This window comes from Gracilibacillus suaedae, from assembly GCF_017599345.1.
Lineage (GTDB): Bacteria > Bacillota > Bacilli > Bacillales > Amphibacillaceae > Gracilibacillus > Gracilibacillus suaedae.
The window spans coordinates 21,645-37,118 of sequence record NZ_JAGFVL010000046.1 but is presented as its reverse complement, the minus strand read 5'-3'; the positions used below and the strand labels follow the sequence as shown (position 1 = coordinate 37,118).

At 37.4% G+C, this 15,474-nt stretch carries 15 protein-coding genes and 1 pseudogene; 13 read left to right on the top strand and 3 right to left on the bottom strand.

What is annotated here, in order from left to right:
* Positions 1 to 67: 67 nt before the first annotated feature.
* Together J5J03_RS13960 and J5J03_RS13955 are read left to right on the top strand one after the other, a co-directional pair.
* Positions 68 to 817 (top strand): YebC/PmpR family DNA-binding transcriptional regulator, encoded by a 750-nt coding sequence (locus J5J03_RS13960; RefSeq protein ID WP_208590334.1) that lies wholly within the window; start codon positions 68 to 70, stop codon positions 815 to 817.
* A 275-nt stretch (positions 818 to 1,092) separates the two neighbouring features.
* Positions 1,093 to 1,635, top strand: a complete 543-nt coding sequence (locus J5J03_RS13955) for a BofC C-terminal domain-containing protein (RefSeq protein WP_208590333.1) — start codon at positions 1,093 to 1,095, stop codon at positions 1,633 to 1,635.
* Between the two features lie 119 nt (positions 1,636 to 1,754).
* Here J5J03_RS13955 and J5J03_RS13950 read toward each other — a convergent pair.
* Positions 1,755 to 2,881 (bottom strand): annotated as a pseudogene (locus J5J03_RS13950) (MFS transporter).
* 191 nt (positions 2,882 to 3,072) lie between these two features.
* On the opposite strand from J5J03_RS13950, the gene ruvA reads away from it, so the two are divergent.
* The 6 genes from ruvA to yajC are packed head-to-tail and all read left to right on the top strand — an operon-like array spanning position 3,073 to position 7,369.
* Positions 3,073 to 3,675, top strand: coding sequence for a Holliday junction branch migration protein RuvA (ruvA, locus tag J5J03_RS13945; RefSeq protein ID WP_208590332.1), 603 nt, complete (start codon positions 3,073 to 3,075; stop codon positions 3,673 to 3,675).
* 18 nt (positions 3,676 to 3,693) lie between these two features.
* The gene (gene ruvB, locus J5J03_RS13940) at positions 3,694 to 4,695 is read left to right on the top strand and encodes a Holliday junction branch migration DNA helicase RuvB (RefSeq protein ID WP_208590331.1); all 1,002 of its coding nucleotides are present in this window, start codon (positions 3,694 to 3,696) and stop codon (positions 4,693 to 4,695) included.
* Complete coding sequence (locus J5J03_RS13935; protein WP_018931465.1) at positions 4,692 to 4,892, top strand: DUF2905 domain-containing protein; 201 nt, start codon at positions 4,692 to 4,694, stop codon at positions 4,890 to 4,892. The genes ruvB and J5J03_RS13935 overlap by 4 nt, the downstream gene beginning before the upstream one ends.
* A 13-nt stretch (positions 4,893 to 4,905) precedes the next feature.
* The gene (gene queA / locus J5J03_RS13930; protein ID WP_208590330.1) at positions 4,906 to 5,934 is read left to right on the top strand and encodes a tRNA preQ1(34) S-adenosylmethionine ribosyltransferase-isomerase QueA; all 1,029 of its coding nucleotides are present in this window, start codon (positions 4,906 to 4,908) and stop codon (positions 5,932 to 5,934) included.
* Positions 5,935 to 5,949: 15 nt separating this feature from the next.
* A complete protein-coding gene (gene tgt, locus J5J03_RS13925; protein ID WP_208590329.1) occupies positions 5,950 to 7,089 on the top strand; it encodes a tRNA guanosine(34) transglycosylase Tgt in 1,140 nt (379 codons plus the stop codon).
* A gap of 16 nt (positions 7,090 to 7,105) precedes the next feature.
* Positions 7,106 to 7,369: a preprotein translocase subunit YajC gene (gene yajC / locus J5J03_RS13920; protein WP_208590328.1), complete on the top strand. Its 264-nt coding sequence runs from the start codon at positions 7,106 to 7,108 to the stop codon at positions 7,367 to 7,369.
* 383 nt (positions 7,370 to 7,752) lie between these two features.
* Here yajC and J5J03_RS13915 read toward each other — a convergent pair whose 3' ends face one another.
* Entirely contained in the window at positions 7,753 to 8,130 is a 378-nt protein-coding gene (locus tag J5J03_RS13915; RefSeq protein ID WP_208590325.1) for a TIGR04086 family membrane protein, read from the bottom strand.
* 154 nt (positions 8,131 to 8,284) lie between these two features.
* Here J5J03_RS13915 and J5J03_RS13910 point away from each other — a divergent pair, with 154 nt between their 5' ends.
* Together J5J03_RS13910 and J5J03_RS13905 are read left to right on the top strand one after the other, a co-directional pair.
* Complete coding sequence (locus J5J03_RS13910; protein WP_208590324.1) at positions 8,285 to 9,586, top strand: ArsB/NhaD family transporter; 1,302 nt, start codon at positions 8,285 to 8,287, stop codon at positions 9,584 to 9,586.
* Positions 9,587 to 9,645: 59 nt separating this feature from the next.
* The gene (locus J5J03_RS13905; protein WP_231710759.1) at positions 9,646 to 10,320 is read left to right on the top strand and encodes a DUF421 domain-containing protein; all 675 of its coding nucleotides are present in this window, start codon (positions 9,646 to 9,648) and stop codon (positions 10,318 to 10,320) included.
* Positions 10,321 to 10,559: 239 nt separating this feature from the next.
* Here the strand turns inward: J5J03_RS13905 and spoVB are convergent, their stop codons facing one another.
* Positions 10,560 to 12,098 (bottom strand): stage V sporulation protein B, encoded by a 1,539-nt coding sequence (gene spoVB / locus J5J03_RS13900; RefSeq protein WP_208590323.1) that lies wholly within the window; start codon positions 12,096 to 12,098, stop codon positions 10,560 to 10,562.
* Positions 12,099 to 12,263: 165 nt separating this feature from the next.
* Here spoVB and J5J03_RS13895 point away from each other — a divergent pair, with 165 nt between their 5' ends.
* The 3 genes from J5J03_RS13895 to J5J03_RS13885 all read left to right on the top strand — a co-directional run bounded on the left by J5J03_RS13895 (position 12,264) and on the right by J5J03_RS13885 (position 15,423).
* A complete protein-coding gene (locus tag J5J03_RS13895; RefSeq protein WP_208590322.1) occupies positions 12,264 to 12,560 on the top strand; it encodes a post-transcriptional regulator in 297 nt (98 codons plus the stop codon).
* 80 nt (positions 12,561 to 12,640) lie between these two features.
* Positions 12,641 to 14,902: a protein translocase subunit SecDF gene (gene secDF / locus J5J03_RS13890; protein ID WP_208590321.1), complete on the top strand. Its 2,262-nt coding sequence runs from the start codon at positions 12,641 to 12,643 to the stop codon at positions 14,900 to 14,902.
* A gap of 191 nt (positions 14,903 to 15,093) precedes the next feature.
* Entirely contained in the window at positions 15,094 to 15,423 is a 330-nt protein-coding gene (locus J5J03_RS13885; protein ID WP_208590320.1) for a LapA family protein, read from the top strand.
* Positions 15,424 to 15,474 lie beyond the last annotated feature (51 nt).

Here is a 15,474-nt window from a genome sequence, read left to right as displayed (position 1 = left end):
TCAATTTCTGATAGTTGTGATAAAGTAAGTAATGGAGACTGAGATAGATTATGAGAGGTGAGAAAGCATGGCAGGACATTCTAAGTGGAAAAATATCCAAAGAAGAAAAAATGCACAAGATGCAAAACGTGGTAAAATTTTTATGAAACATGCTAAGGATATCTATATAGCTGCTAAACAAGGTGGCGGAGACCCAGAAATGAATGCAAGCTTACGTCTTGCAGTAGAAAAAGCAAAGTCTGACAATATGCCGAATGAGAACATAGATCGAGCGATTAAAAAAGCAACAGGGGACTTAGACGGAGCTAATTATGAAGAATTAACTTATGAAGGGTATGGTCCTGGTGGAACCGCTGTAATGGTTGAGGTATTAACAGATAATAAAAATCGGACAGCATCTGATATAAGACATGCGTTTAGTAAAAATGGTGGGAATCTTGGTGAGAATGGTTGTGTAGCTTTCATGTTTGATCGTAAAGGTTACCTGGTAATTGATCAAAGTACAACGGATGCAGATGAAGATACTGTAATGTTAGAAGTAATTGAAGCTGGTGCAGAAGAAATGGAAACCGTGGAAGGTGCTTATGAAATCTACACTGATCCAGAAGATTTTCAGGAGGTAAAATCAACGTTAGAAGAAAATGGCTTTACGTTGGAAACAGCGGAAATCACCATGATACCTCAAACACTTTCAGAAGTGGATGACAGTGCCGGTAACAAAATGGTCAAGCTTGTCCAAATGCTCGAAGATATGGAAGATGTTCAAGAAGTATACCATAACATGGATGCAAATGAAGAAATTATGGAACAAATATAATAAACAAAAGGCTGCCCTAGGAGGTAGTCTTTTTGTATGTATAAATAAACCCTCAATCTTAAGTTCAAAAACTAGTCTTAAACAAAGAAGATCCTTTATCATGGTTGAATTGCTGCCAAAAAAAGGTTAAGTATTTCCTTGCATTCTCCAAATCTCAAATTGTATTACCGTCTTACAATCATTTAAACAATCTGTCCTTTTCTTTAATATTGTGGTTATATTTTCTAAAATTGGACACCCTAATAATAAATAAAGCTCAATTGGGGGCATTCATTATGGGCAAATTATGGTTGTTATTAAATGGTATCGTTGTCTTAATAATTGGGGTCATTAGTTTTCAATCATTCTTTGAGCAAGAAGGATCTGAAGAACAACAGGAAGAAGTAATGGTCATGTCACAAGACCCGCTAACAATTGAATTAACTTTAGAGAAACAATATATAGATGGACATATTGAAACAGAGGATGTCCAGGAAACCATCGCTTCTATGGAAGATTTCTGGTCCGAATACCAAGAATGGCAAGTGATGGAACAGCGGGATGGTTTTATTCGTTTTCGAAAAGAAGTGAATGATATTTCGCCATACCTGAAAGCAAATGGATACTTTGGCATTAAAGATGGGCAATTAACAATCTTTGAAGGTGTTCCAATACATGAAGCAGCTGTGCAATCCTTTTATCAAATTGATACTGAAGAATTAGAATCACACTTGTATGAAGAATTAAAAGAAGGTATTAAAATTAACTCAAAGAAAGATTATTTAGAAGTACTAGAAACATTTCGATCCTATCAAGATGTGGAAGCAGTAAATAGTTGAACGATGCTAAATCATCGTTCAACTATTTTACATTTATCACGGTTACGACCCACTAATTCAAGGAAGCGAAGTGCGGAGAACATCCTGATCAGTTTTGCTATTGTTCATCCTCCCACTGATCATTGTCTCATTTTATAGGAAGTGAAAATACCAATCATAGCTAAAAAAGTCATTGCTGCCATTAATTGATACATGGTTTGAGAACCAAAATTGTCTAAGATAGCTCCCCCTGTAGTACCTCCAACCGCACCACCTAATCCAAAACATGTCGACATTAATAATGCTTGGCCCGTACTACGTAAATGGTTGGGGACAAAATTCACGGCAGTTTGTAAAGCAACGAGCCAGAACAAACCAAATGTGAGCCCCTGCGTTATTTGAAAAAACACAATCCATTCAGCAGATTCAATGAAACCATACAATAACCAACGGATCGTAAAAAGCAAAGCAACAATGCCAAGTAAAAATAAATGATGAAATTGCAGGACCTTCTGTGTTAAGAAATAAAAAACAGGAACTTCACTAAATGCAGCCAGCGCCCAGGCAGCTCCGACTAAAAAAGTAGTAGCTCCTAAATCTTCTAAGTGAAGAACAAGCATTGTATCGTTCATTCGGTGTGGAATCATAACCAGAAAGCACAAAAACAAAAATACCATAAATCCTTTATTCGTTAATACTTCCTTGACTCCCTGTAAAGAAACTTTGTCGGTTGCATGGTTATTATCTTTTAAAAATAAGGTTAAAGAGAGTAAAAGTAAAATCAGAATCCAAAATAAAATATAAATGTTATGAATACCAATCATACCCAGAACAGGCCCAGAAACTACTGCAGTAAACGCAAATCCGACAGACCCCCAAAGACGAACTTTACCGTACTGATCACGTTTTTTTGCCCCTAAGCTTTTGATGGCCATACTATCTAGTAACGGACCAGCAGGTGACATCACAAAGTGAAAGGCGACAAAAGAAATAAACACGATATAAAAAGAAGTGCTGAAAAAAATACTGAAGCTAACTGCGATCACGGCAAAATATAAAAATAGCAGTAACCCTTTAATCGTTTTATACTTATCACTAATGTAACCAAAAAAGGTTGTGCTACAATACTTACCATGGGAGCAATCCCTAAAATGGTTCCAATCTCAACAGAAGAAAAGCCTCTAAAACTCAAAAATAATGGTAAAAATGGTAGTATAAGCCCTTTGTGACTGGCGTTAACCAGCGTTAACGCTTTCAAAAATAACATTTGACGTTTGTTTGACATAGTAGTCCATCCTTTTATGATAAAGTCATTCTATTACTTTATCACACATAAACAAACGCTTTCATTTATTTTGCTTCTGCTTACCTTGATAAAAGATCTGAGATAAGCTAAGATTAATACGAACGTATGATTGTGACATTTAAATAGAATTGGATCAAAGAGGAGTTCATGATATGATTGCATATATAAACGGGGAAGTAGCGGAAATAACGGAGCAAGCTGTTATATTAGATACGAACGGTATTGGATATGAAGTGATATGTCCGAATCCTTATCGTTTCCAAGCACAAGTTGGTCAAAGACAAAAGGTGTATACGTATCATTATGTAAGGGAAGATGCCCAAATATTATACGGGTTTCAAAATCAGGAAGAAAAGACTTTGTTTGCACAAATTCTTAATGTTTCCGGTATTGGACCAAAGGGTGCATTAGCTGTTCTTGCCACAACTTCTGTGCAGGACTTTGTTGTTGCGATCGAACAAGAAGATGAAAAGTTTCTAACAGGTTTTCCAGGTGTCGGAAAGAAAACAGCTCGACAGATGATTCTCGATCTAAAAGGAAAACTGCCTTTTGACTATCAAACTGAAAACATGGCGCAACAGCAAAAAGCAGGAACACTGGAAGGTAATCAGGCATTAACAGAGGCAATTGAAGCACTAAAAGCACTAGGTTATTCGGAAAAGGAAATTAATCATATTAAACCGGTATTAACGAAAGAACAGAGTGATACTGCGGATACATATATACGGAAAGGGTTAGCATTATTAATGAAATAAGGGGAAAGGAGCTTCATAATGGAAGAGCGGATCATTTCAGGTGAAATTCAAGAAGAAGATATAACAGAAGAGCTCAGTCTCCGACCGAAGGTATTGAAGCAATATATTGGACAACATAAAGCAAAAGAAAACTTATCGATTTTTATTGAAGCAGCTAAAATGCGGAATGAAGCGTTAGATCACGTCTTATTATACGGTCCGCCTGGGCTTGGTAAAACCACGATGGCGCAAATAATTGCAAATGAAATGGGTGTACAGTTTAAGCAGACGTCAGGACCAGCTATTGAACGATCAGGGGATTTGGCAGCGATTTTATCGTCATTGGAAGTAGGGGACGTCCTTTTTATCGATGAAATTCATCGTTTACCTCGAGCTGTAGAAGAAATTCTATACCCGGCAATGGAAGACTTTTGTTTAGATATTGTGATTGGGCAAGGGCCAAGTGCACGTTCTGTTCAATTAGATCTACCTCCTTTTACTTTAGTAGGAGCAACGACACGTGCTGGGTTGCTGTCAGCACCATTACGTGATCGTTTTGGTGTGTTGTCACGCTTGGAATTTTATGAAGTAGTGGACCTTTGTGCCATCGTCGAACGAACTGCCGATATTTTTCAGGTGGAAATAGATAAAGCAGCGGCATTAGAGGTTGCGAGAAGGTCTCGTGGTACACCACGTATTGCCAATCGATTGTTGAAAAGAGTTCGAGATATTTCGCAAGTTAAAGGAGAAGCTAGTATATCAATAGAGACAACTCAAAAAGCACTTCAAATGTTACAAGTCGATCAAGAAGGACTTGATCATATTGATCATAAGTTGTTGTTAGCGATGATGGATGGTTTCAAAGGTGGACCTGTTGGATTAGATACGATCGCAGCATCCATAGGTGAGGAATCGCAAACAATTGAAGACGTTTATGAGCCATACTTATTACAACAAGGTTTTATCCAACGTACACCAAGAGGAAGATTAGTAACACCAAAAGCATATGCGCATTTTAAGCGGGAGGTGCCTGAAGCTTGACGGATTTTGGCAAAATCTTTATTGTAATAGGGGTTGTCTTTATTATCGTTGGTCTGTTATGGGGAATGATTGGGAAGTTACCAGGAGATATCAGCTTTAAAAAAGGAAACTTTTCTTTCCATTTCCCGATAATGACCTCGATTGTGATCAGTATCATTTTAACAGTGATTTTTGCGATTATCGGACGTTTCAAATAGAAGGAGAAGAAAAATGGAAATAGAAGATTTTGATTTTGACTTACCAGAAGAACTAATTGCTCAGACTCCATTAGAGGATCGCGCAAGTTCGCGCTTGATGGTATTAAACCGAGAGAATCGCTCCATTACCCATCATCATTTTTACGATATATTGGATTATTTAAAAGCTGGTGACTGCTTGGTATTAAATAATACAAAAGTATTACCTGCAAGATTGTACGGTGTAAAGGAAGATACAGGTGCAAAAGTGGAAGTCTTATTATTAACCCAAATGGAAGGCGATTATTGGGAAGTGCTCGTCAAGCCAGCAAAAAAAGTGAAAGAGGGTACTACCATTAGTTTTGGTGACGGAAAGCTTACGGCAACATGTGTTGATATGAAAGAACATGGTGGACGAGTCCTTCGTTTTCAATATGAAGGCATTTTTTATGAAGTATTAGATGAACTAGGAGAAATGCCACTCCCTCCATATATTAAAGAACAATTAGGTGAGCGCGATCGCTATCAAACCGTTTATGCTGAAGAGAAAGGCTCTGCAGCAGCACCGACTGCCGGTTTACATTTCACAAAAGAATTATTAGAACAAATCAAGCAAAAAGGTGTGGAAATTGCTTTTATTACGTTACATGTAGGCTTGGGAACATTTCGTCCAGTAAGTGTGGAAAATATCGAAGAACATGAAATGCACGCAGAATTTTATCAAATGACACAAGAGACTGCTGATCAACTAAATGCGGTAAAAGCAAGAGGTGATAGGATTATCTCAGTTGGAACCACTTCAACGAGAACACTAGAAACGATTGCTAGAGATGCTGGTGGTAAATTTGAAGCGCGAAATGGATGGACAAGCATTTTCATTTATCCTCCATACGAATATCAAGCTATTGATGGTTTAATCACGAATTTCCACTTACCGAAGTCAACCTTGATTATGTTAGTAAGCGCGTTAGCAGACCGCGATTTTATTTTAGAAGCGTACAACAAAGCAGTAGCTGAACGTTACCGATTCTTCAGTTTTGGTGACGCCATGCTAATTTTGTAAGGAAAGGAAACCACTATGACAGCTATAAGATACGAACATATTAAAACGTGTAAACAAACAGGTGCTCGGCTTGGAAAAGTGCACACGCCACATGGTTCATTTGAAACACCTGTTTTTATGCCTGTTGGCACTTTGGCGACAGTGAAAACAATGAGCCCAGAGGAATTAGAGGAGATGGGTGCGAATATTATTTTATCTAACACTTATCACTTATGGTTACGACCAGGAGAAGATATTGTAAGAGAAGCAGGTGGCCTACATCAATTTATGAACTGGGATGGTGCGATTCTCACCGATTCTGGCGGATTTCAAGTCTTCAGTTTAAGCGATTTACGTAAAATCGAAGAGGAAGGGGTTCATTTTAGAAATCATTTAAGTGGTGAGAAACTGTTCTTATCACCGGAGAAGGCAATGCAGATTCAAAACGCACTAGGTTCGGATATTATGATGGCTTTTGATGAATGCCCGCCATATCCGGCAGAACATGACTATATGAAAAAGTCTGTTGAACGTACTAGCCGTTGGGCAGAGCGTTGTCTAGCAGCACATGAGCGAAAAGATGTCCAAGGCTTATTCGGTATCGTCCAAGGTGGAGAATATGAAGATTTACGACGATTAAGTGCTCAAGACTTAACATCCTTAGATTTTCCTGGTTATGCAATCGGCGGTTTATCAGTCGGAGAGCCGAAAGATGTGATGAATCGAGTGCTTGAATTTACAACACCACTATTACCATCAGACAAGCCTCGTTATTTAATGGGGGTAGGATCACCTGATTCGTTAATTGATGGTGCGATTCGTGGTGTTGATATGTTTGACTGTGTGTTACCGACAAGGATTGCTCGCAATGGAACATGTATGACATCTGAAGGACGATTGGTTGTTCGAAATGCGAAATTTGCTCGAGATTTTTCACCTTTAGATCCAAATTGTGATTGTCATGTATGTAAAAATTACACAAGGGCTTACATTCGACACCTAGTCAAAGCAAATGAAACGTTCGGTTTTAGACTTACTACTTATCATAATCTATATTTTCTGTTAAAATTAATGAAACAAGTCCGTGAAGCGATAAAGCAAGACCGACTTGGTGATTTTAAAGAGGAATTCTTTGAACAATATGGTTTTAACAAACCAAATGCAAAGAACTTCTAGAAAGGGGGCGAAGTGAATGGAAATTTTTGCAACTTTTGGACCACTGATTTTAATGGTTGTGATTTTTTATTTCTTATTAATCAGACCTCAACAGAAAAAACAAAAGCAGGTCCGTGAAATGCAACAAGAATTGAAAAAGGGTGACAAGATCGTTACGATTGGTGGATTTCACGCAACTGTACACGCACTGGATGAAGACCAGATCGTACTTCTAGCTGGGGATGGAACGAAACTTACATACGATCGTTCGGCAGTAAGAGAAGTAGTAGAACAAAGCTAAAAATAAGGAAAAATACCATGGCCTTCCAAATTGTCATGGTATTTTTTATTCTACCAAACTAAAATATTGCACAAAAAACATAAACTGAGCAGTAACGAGGACAAGGAATTGCTCTCTTCCGATCTGTTATTATGAGAAGTGTTGTCATTCGCTCCGGCAGAATACTACGCTTTCCATGGGCACGGCCTTAGCCTCCTCGGAAAGCAAAAGATCCACTTGGTGAAGTGGTTTTCTTCACCAAGTTAGCTGAGGCCGTGCCCCCGGAAAGGGAGTATTTTTCCGTAGCGACGACTTAGCACTCATCATCAATCAGAATGGAAGAAGGCCTCACTCTACAAAATTTTCATTACTTCGCAGTTTCTATCTACTACGAATGAATCTTTTTAGGTTGATTCTTCTTCAGAAGATAGGTTGACACCAATAATCGCCCCTATTATCGCTAACAATAAATATGCACTATGGTTTACTAGCTCGACAACCGAAAATCCTACATGTAAACCGAGGAAACGATAACAAAAGACTACAAATGTAAACAATAGACTTGTAATCGTACCGATAAGAATTCCTTTATGCTTTGCTTTTAATCCCGCGATTAACCCACCTGTAAATAGCGCAATAAAACTGATAAATAACGTAGCCATTTCGAGTGTGGATTCCCCTAAAGAAGTGAAACGTAACAATAGTGTAAGAATAACACTGGCAAGAACCATCACTACAAAAATCCCAATCCAGCCATATAAGACACCGACAATTGTTTTCATCCATCACGCCCCCTGATTATTAAAAAGTCCTCTTTAATTATGTATGCATGTCCTTCAAAAATAGAAGAACTGCTTTTTTGAATAGTTCCAAAAAATCAGAATATAGATGGTAATATAACTTGTCTTACTATGAAGATTAGAGAGGGGACATTTCATGTCAGTTACCATCGCAGTTGCCGTTTTTATTATTAGTTATATATTTATAATGTCAGAAAAGATAAATCGAGCGTTAGTCGCGCTAGCTGGTGGTGTATTGTTACTATTAACAGGTGTCTATGGCTGGGAAGACGCTGTTATATCCTACATAGATTGGCACACGGTAGCACTCCTCTTTGCAATGATGGTATTAGTTGCGATAACGAAAAAAACAGGTGTATTCACGTACATTGCCATCTGGTTAGCAAAAGTAGTAAAAGGCAAGCCAATACCTTTGATGATAGGAATCGGGTTTTTAACGGCCGTAGGTTCGGCTTTACTCGATAATGTGACAACTGTGTTATTATTTGTTCCGGTTATATTAACATTGACAAATTTATTGCAATTACCGTCGTTACCGTATTTAATCACGATTATATTAACAGCAAATATTGGTGGAACAGCTACTTTAATCGGTGATCCGCCAAATATTATGATTGGTCAAGCCGTTCCTCACTTAACCTTTATTTCATTTCTACAGCACACAGCACCGGTTGCTGCTCTTTTGTTTGTCTTAGTTATGATTATGCTTAGCTTTCTATTTCGCAAACAATTGAAAAAAATAGATGAGAATAGGATACAAGAGCTAATGAATATGAAAGAAGCAAGTTATTTAATTAAATCACCGTTGTTATATCAATCACTATCGGTATTAACACTAACTATTATAGGTTTTTTATTGCATCCTGTTTTTCACATTGATTTAACGATTATCGCCTTGTGTGGTGCAATTCTTTTGTTAATAATCAGTGAAAAAGAGGTGGAGGCAGAAACTGTCTTTCAACAAGTAGAGTGGGTCACACTATTTTTCTTTATCGGTCTATTTATGCTAGTTGGAGGATTAGAAGAAGTGGGGGTCATTGATGAGCTTGCAAGATCAATTATGTGGTTAACGGAAGGAGATATGACTTATACAGCATTATTGCTTTTGTGGGTTTCGGGAATTTTCTCAGGGATCGTTGATAACATTCCGTTTGTTGCCGCCATGATTCCAGTCATTAAAGAGTTTGAAACATATGGAATGGCAAATTTAGATCCATTATGGTGGTCATTGGCACTTGGCGCTTGTCTTGGTGGAAATGGTACATTAATTGGTGCTTCCGCAAATGTCGTGGTTGCAGGACTTGCTGATGCACAGAATAAGCCGATTGCATTCCTCAAATTTATGTTATATGGGATCCCGGTTGTTATCCTGTCTTTGATCATTGCAACAATCTATATTTACTTTCGCTATTTGTTACCATTTCAACAACCGTTGTAAGTATATTACTATGAGCATCGGGAAAACTAGTCACATCGCTTGTAAAGGGTGTGGCTAGTTTGTCTATAGAGGAAATTTTTACACTGGTATTTCGTACATTACTGTACTATTTCAGTATTGTGCTTGTCTTTCGTTTAATGGGGAAACGTGAGGTAGGTGAATTAAGCATTTTAGATATTGTTGTCTTTATCATGATAGCCGAAATCGCTGTGTTGACGATAGAAGATCTGGAATTATTTTTTGGTTATGGTTTGATTCCGATGATTATTTTACTTATTATTCAGCGTTTAACAGCTTGGATTTCGTTAAAAAGCCCGCTTTTTCGTAAGTGGTTTGAGGGGAAACCAGCTATTATTATTACTCGGGGAAAAATTGATGAGTATGCGATGAAGAAAAATCGTTTCAATTTTGATGACTTAATGCAACAACTTCGAGAGAATGGCACTGAAAGTATTAAGGATGTATCATATGCTATATTGGAGCCGTCCGGTAAACTCTCAATCATTGAAAAGAAAAGTTATGATAATGTGAGGAATAAGATAGATGGGCTTGTTTTACCGTTAATAGTGGATGGGAGAGTTCAAGAGAAAGCACTACAGCAACTGGACAAAAGTGAGGACTGGCTACATGAGCAGTTGCAACAAAAGGGTTTTAACAGTATAAAACAAATTTCTTTTTGTTCGATTGATGTTCATGATGAATGGTATATTGATAAAAAAAATGAAATAAAATAAGGCTGGGACATAACTATACAACAATCTTAACAAAGCATAAGCAAAATACACAGACTCCTGACGAGCACGCGATCTGAAGTCGTGCCTACGGGATAGGATACACTGTGAAAGCTTGCTTTAAGCAGATGTTGACTTATGCTCATTGGGTAAAAGCGAGTTCTATACCGAAGCGGTATGTGTACTAAGACACTCATGTTCGGGTTTTTCCTATCTAAGTACTCTTTGGTCCCAGCATCATTTTATTTTTTCCGTAATTGTTGTAATTCATCTTTACTAACAAATTGTAAGCAAAATAGAAAGATCAAGTAGCTAACTAATAATAGAATTAAAATAATGAAAAAGTTGAACATATCGGCTGTTTGAAAGGCAAAAATTTGGATTAATAGTTCACCCATCCAGAAAGTTAACCCTGCTAAAACAATCATTTTCCCTATCATTTTTAAAGGTATATAAAAGCGGATTGCTCGGAATAAGGCAATCAAATGCAATACCGTACCAATGATGACGCCAACACACATGGCAATAGCAGCACCATAAATCCCAAATTGTGGATTGGTTGTAAGACAGATTAAAATAATAAATTTGGTCACTGTTGATGCGATATTATTCCACATCGCTTGCTTTGCTAGATCTAATGCTTGTAAAGAAGCATTCAGTGGGAACTGGATATACAGAAACAAGAAACATGGTGCCATTATTTTGAGGAAAAGACTAGCGCTATTTGTTCCATACATATATTGCAATATGGCATCAGCAAAAAGTGCTAATAAGACAGTAGCAATAGCTCCCGATGCAAAAGATAGCCGAATTGCTTGATGTATTCTATAATGAATCAATTTAGTGTGTTGTTTAGCTTCTGCTTCACTAATGTTAGGTACTAATGCAACAGCTAGTGAATGTGTGATAAAAGTAGGGAGAAATAAAAGTGGCAAAGCATAGCCGGTTAGAGCTCCATACTGTTTGGTTGCTACTGTTGCATGAAAACCAGCTAAGGCTAAACTTTGCGCAACTAATATTGGTTCCAGAAAGTTAGCAATCGAATTGACCAATCGACTTGCCGTACTAGGGATTGCTATCGAAAACAATTGTTGTAGTGTATCTTTACCTGTTTTTACGTACTGATAGATATTCTTGCGTAACTTGATTCGTTTCTTGATCTGGAACATTCTCAGCATGAATAGTAAGGAAACAGCTTCCCCAATAATAACAGCTATCATCGCACCAGATGCAGCGAATTCTACCCCATAGGGCACTAACCAGCTTACTAGTATTAAAACAAATCCAATCCTCACGATTTGTTCTAATACTTGGGCGTAGCTTTGCGGCTTCATGTTTTGTCGTCCTTGGAAATAACCACGAATTACTGAACCGACAGCACTAATCGGTATAATGGGTATAATGGCCATCATCGGGTAAAAGACTCGTTCATCAGTTAATAGATAACTTGAAATATAAGGGATCAGCAAGAACATTAACACTGATGATAGAATGCTCAGCGAAATCGTAATGGATAGAGAGATGATTAATATCTGCTTGATCCTGGCGTGATCATTTTTAGCATCTGCTTCTGCCACCCGTTTTGCAATAGCAATAGGTAGTCCGATTTGCGAGATTGTATACATTAAAAAAAGGGTTGGCAATGCCATGTTATATAATCCAATACCTTCTTCGCCCATTAATCTCGCGACCACAATTCTATTAATGAAGCCCAAAAATCTTGTAATCATCCCGGCTATGATTAAAATAATAGTCCCTTTTAAAAAATTTTGTTTGGTCACTTTGCTCGACCTACCTTCTCAAATGGAAAATTTTCATATACAATGAAGTATATGCATGAGGTGAGGACAAGCATGACAATTTCGGGTAGATTTTTTTGTGTTTAGGAATGGATGAAATGATGAAGGATGATGGTATAGTTCTAATCACGGATGGAGGAAAAATTCATGACAGTAAAGAAGCAAGTATCGTTATGGAAGCATGAACTGGAAGATGTGCTAGCTAGTAAGGTCAATGAATTTCAGTTACTGGATTATTCGAAAGCAACATCAGAAGATATTTGGAACTGTTTACTAGATAAAGTATGGAAAGGTGACCCCGAGAAAACACTACATGAAGTGGTTCAGGATATTTTTCATTTACATCCCAACCTATTTATGACATATTTAACACAGCAATCATGGAGAGATAATAACTTACAGGAATCTTTAGATGCCCTATTAGGAAACGAAAAAAGGGGCTAAGATCCCCCTTCATTACTTGTCTCATGGTCAATATTTATAGTAATATAGTAGTGTTGTGAAAACTTAGGGAGGCTTTACATATGGTGAAAAGAGGGAGAATCGTTGCTTTTTTTCTGATTGTCCTAATATTGGGAGCAACGATTGGAACAACATATACGGATATAGCAAATAAAATCAAATTAGGGCTAGATCTTCAAGGTGGTTTTGAAGTTTTATACGAAGTAAAACCTTTGGATGATGAAGGCCAAGAAGTAGATAGAACTGTATTAGAATCAACTGTTGCTACACTGGAAAGGCGTGTAGATGCGATCGGTATTAGTGAGCCAAGCTTTAACATTGAAGAACCGAATCGCATTCGTGTACAGCTAGCAGGGGTCGAGGACCAAGATGAAGCAAGAGAAATGTTAGCTACAACGGCAGAATTATCATTCCGAGATGTGAACGATAAAAAATATTTAGATGGTTCTGATATAAAAGAAGGTAGTGCTAAACAAGATTTTGATCCAGACACTAATCAACCGATCGTAACTGTTCAATTTAAAGATGCAGATCGTTTTGGTGATACCACAAAAGAAATTATGGAAAATCCAGACCTTTCGGATCAAGTGGTTATCTGGATGGATTATGAAGAAGGAGATACATACGAAGAGGAAGTTCAGAAAGAGGATTCCAAAGTAATATCTGCTCCAACCTTTCAAAATGTGTTACGAACAACAGATATTATGATTGAAGGAAACTTTACGATCGATTCAGCAAAACAGCTTGCTGACTTATTAAATGCAGGCTCATTACCAGTTGATTTGGAAGAGGAATATTCCACTTCAGTGGGTGCTCAGTTTGGTCAACAAGCACTGGATAAAACAGTATTTGCCAGTATAATCGGAGTTCTCTTGATTTTTATTTATATGATTTTCTATTATCGTTTTCCTGGTGTGATTGCTGCGATAACATTGAGTATTTATATATACCTGGTGTTACTGGTATTCCAATTAATGAATGGTGTCTTAACCTTGCCAGGTATTGCGGCCCTAGTACTAGGGGTTGGTATGGCAGTTGATGCCAATATCATTACGTACGAACGGATTAAGGAAGAAATTAAGGAAGGAAAATCGATTAAAGCAGCCTTTAAAGCAGGTAACCAACATTCATTGTCAACGATATTTGATGCAAACATTACGACGATGATTGCTGCAGCGGTACTATTTATCTTTGGTACAAGCTCTGTAAAAGGGTTCGCGACACTGCTAATGGTCAGTATCGTATTAAGCTTTATCACAGCAGTATTTGGATCGAGATTATTTCTAGGCTTCTGGGTAAACAGCAACATGTTAAACAAACGTCCTAGATGGTTTGGTGTAAAACAAGACCAGATTCTTGATATTAATAGTGGTGAAGAAGTGGAAGCGACCTTCTTCGGCAGACAATTTAATTTTGTTAAACACCGTAAGAAGTTTTTCAGCATCTCTATTTCTTTAGTTGTAATCGGAATTGCCTGCTTGGCAATCTTCCGCTTAAATCTCGGTATCGATTTTATAGCAGGATCTCGAGTGGAAGTGTTAGCAGACCAGACATTAACTGCTGAGGAAATCGAAGAGGAATTTGCAGCACTTGACTTAGAAGTAAGTGCACCAGTTGTCATATCAGGTGATGATCAAAATATCGCAGTCGCCCGTTTTGCAGATGAATTGTCACAAGAAAAAGTTTCAGAAGTGAGAAATCATTTTGAAGAACAATATGGAAGTTCGCCGTCCGTAAGTACCGTTTCACCTGTTGTTGGTCAAGAGTTAGCGCAAAACGCGGTGCTTGCTGTATTGTATGCTTCAATCGGGATCATCATTTACGTAACTATCCGATTTGAATTTTATTCTGCTTTAACGGCAATACTGGCGTTATTGCATGATGCATTTTTCATAATCGCTTTGTTTAGTATTACAAGGCTCGAATTTGATATTACGATCATCGCGGCCATTTTAACTATTGTTGGTTACTCGATTAATGATACAATCGTTACCTTTGACAGAATTAGAGAAAATTTAAAGAAGAGGAAAAAAATCAAATCATTTGGTGAACTTGCAAATATTATCAATCAAAGTTTAATGCAGACATTTGCAAGAAGTATCAACACCGTTTTAACGGTAATCTTTGCTGCCTTGATGTTATTTATTTTCGGTGCCAATGCGATTACTAACTTCTCCTTCGCTTTAGTAGTAGGATTAATTGCAGGTACTTACTCATCTTTATTTATCGCAGCACAATTATGGTTGGTATGGCGTGGTAAGTCAATCAAAGAAAAACCAATTGTATATAAAGAGAAAAAGTATAATGACGGACCACAAGTGTAATATAAAGCTGAGCATCTTATTAGAGATGCTCGGCTTTTTAAGTTTAGTCTGTAGGATATACGGGTATAAAATAGGGAAACGGTCGGGGCTGAATCGATCATTGTTTTTTAAAACATAAATCGACATTGTATATTAATTCCTTTATACTTAATTTATCGTAATAGACAACATGGAGGAGGTAGCATAAGTATATGAAAGGACAAACGTATATTATTTTTGCTGTAGTATTCGCAGTTATTATCGCTATTTTTGCTGTCATTAATGTAGATGCTGTTGAAGTCAATTATCTGTTTGGAACTGGTCATGCACCACTTATTCTTGTTATTTTATTTTCTGTTTTAATGGGAGCTATTATTACTGCCGCGGTTGGAGTGTTTCGTGTGATTCGATTGCAAAAAGAATTAAAAATTGCTAGAAAAGAACTAAAGGAGTTAAAAGCCCATGAAAATCCTGTCGGAGAAGCTGATCCAGAAGGAGTATCGTCAACTGAAATAGCAGAAAACGACGATACAGTAAAATAATTCTGTTTGCTACCCTTGATACACTTTTGTATAATAAGTGAGTCAGGGGTG

Coding starts and splice junctions, on each gene's coding strand:
- J5J03_RS13960 (WP_208590334.1), top strand. CDS start 68: ATGGCAGGACATTCTAAGTGGAAAAATATCCAAAGAAGAAAAAATGCA.
- J5J03_RS13955 (WP_208590333.1), top strand. CDS start 1,093: ATGGGCAAATTATGGTTGTTATTAAATGGTATCGTTGTCTTAATAATT.
- ruvA (WP_208590332.1), top strand. CDS start 3,073: ATGATTGCATATATAAACGGGGAAGTAGCGGAAATAACGGAGCAAGCT.
- ruvB (WP_208590331.1), top strand. CDS start 3,694: ATGGAAGAGCGGATCATTTCAGGTGAAATTCAAGAAGAAGATATAACA.
- queA (WP_208590330.1), top strand. CDS start 4,906: ATGGAAATAGAAGATTTTGATTTTGACTTACCAGAAGAACTAATTGCT.
- tgt (WP_208590329.1), top strand. CDS start 5,950: ATGACAGCTATAAGATACGAACATATTAAAACGTGTAAACAAACAGGT.
- yajC (WP_208590328.1), top strand. CDS start 7,106: ATGGAAATTTTTGCAACTTTTGGACCACTGATTTTAATGGTTGTGATT.
- J5J03_RS13915 (WP_208590325.1), bottom strand. CDS start 8,130: ATGAAAACAATTGTCGGTGTCTTATATGGCTGGATTGGGATTTTTGTA.
- J5J03_RS13910 (WP_208590324.1), top strand. CDS start 8,285: ATGTCAGTTACCATCGCAGTTGCCGTTTTTATTATTAGTTATATATTT.
- J5J03_RS13895 (WP_208590322.1), top strand. CDS start 12,264: ATGACAGTAAAGAAGCAAGTATCGTTATGGAAGCATGAACTGGAAGAT.
- secDF (WP_208590321.1), top strand. CDS start 12,641: ATGGTGAAAAGAGGGAGAATCGTTGCTTTTTTTCTGATTGTCCTAATA.
- J5J03_RS13885 (WP_208590320.1), top strand. CDS start 15,094: ATGAAAGGACAAACGTATATTATTTTTGCTGTAGTATTCGCAGTTATT.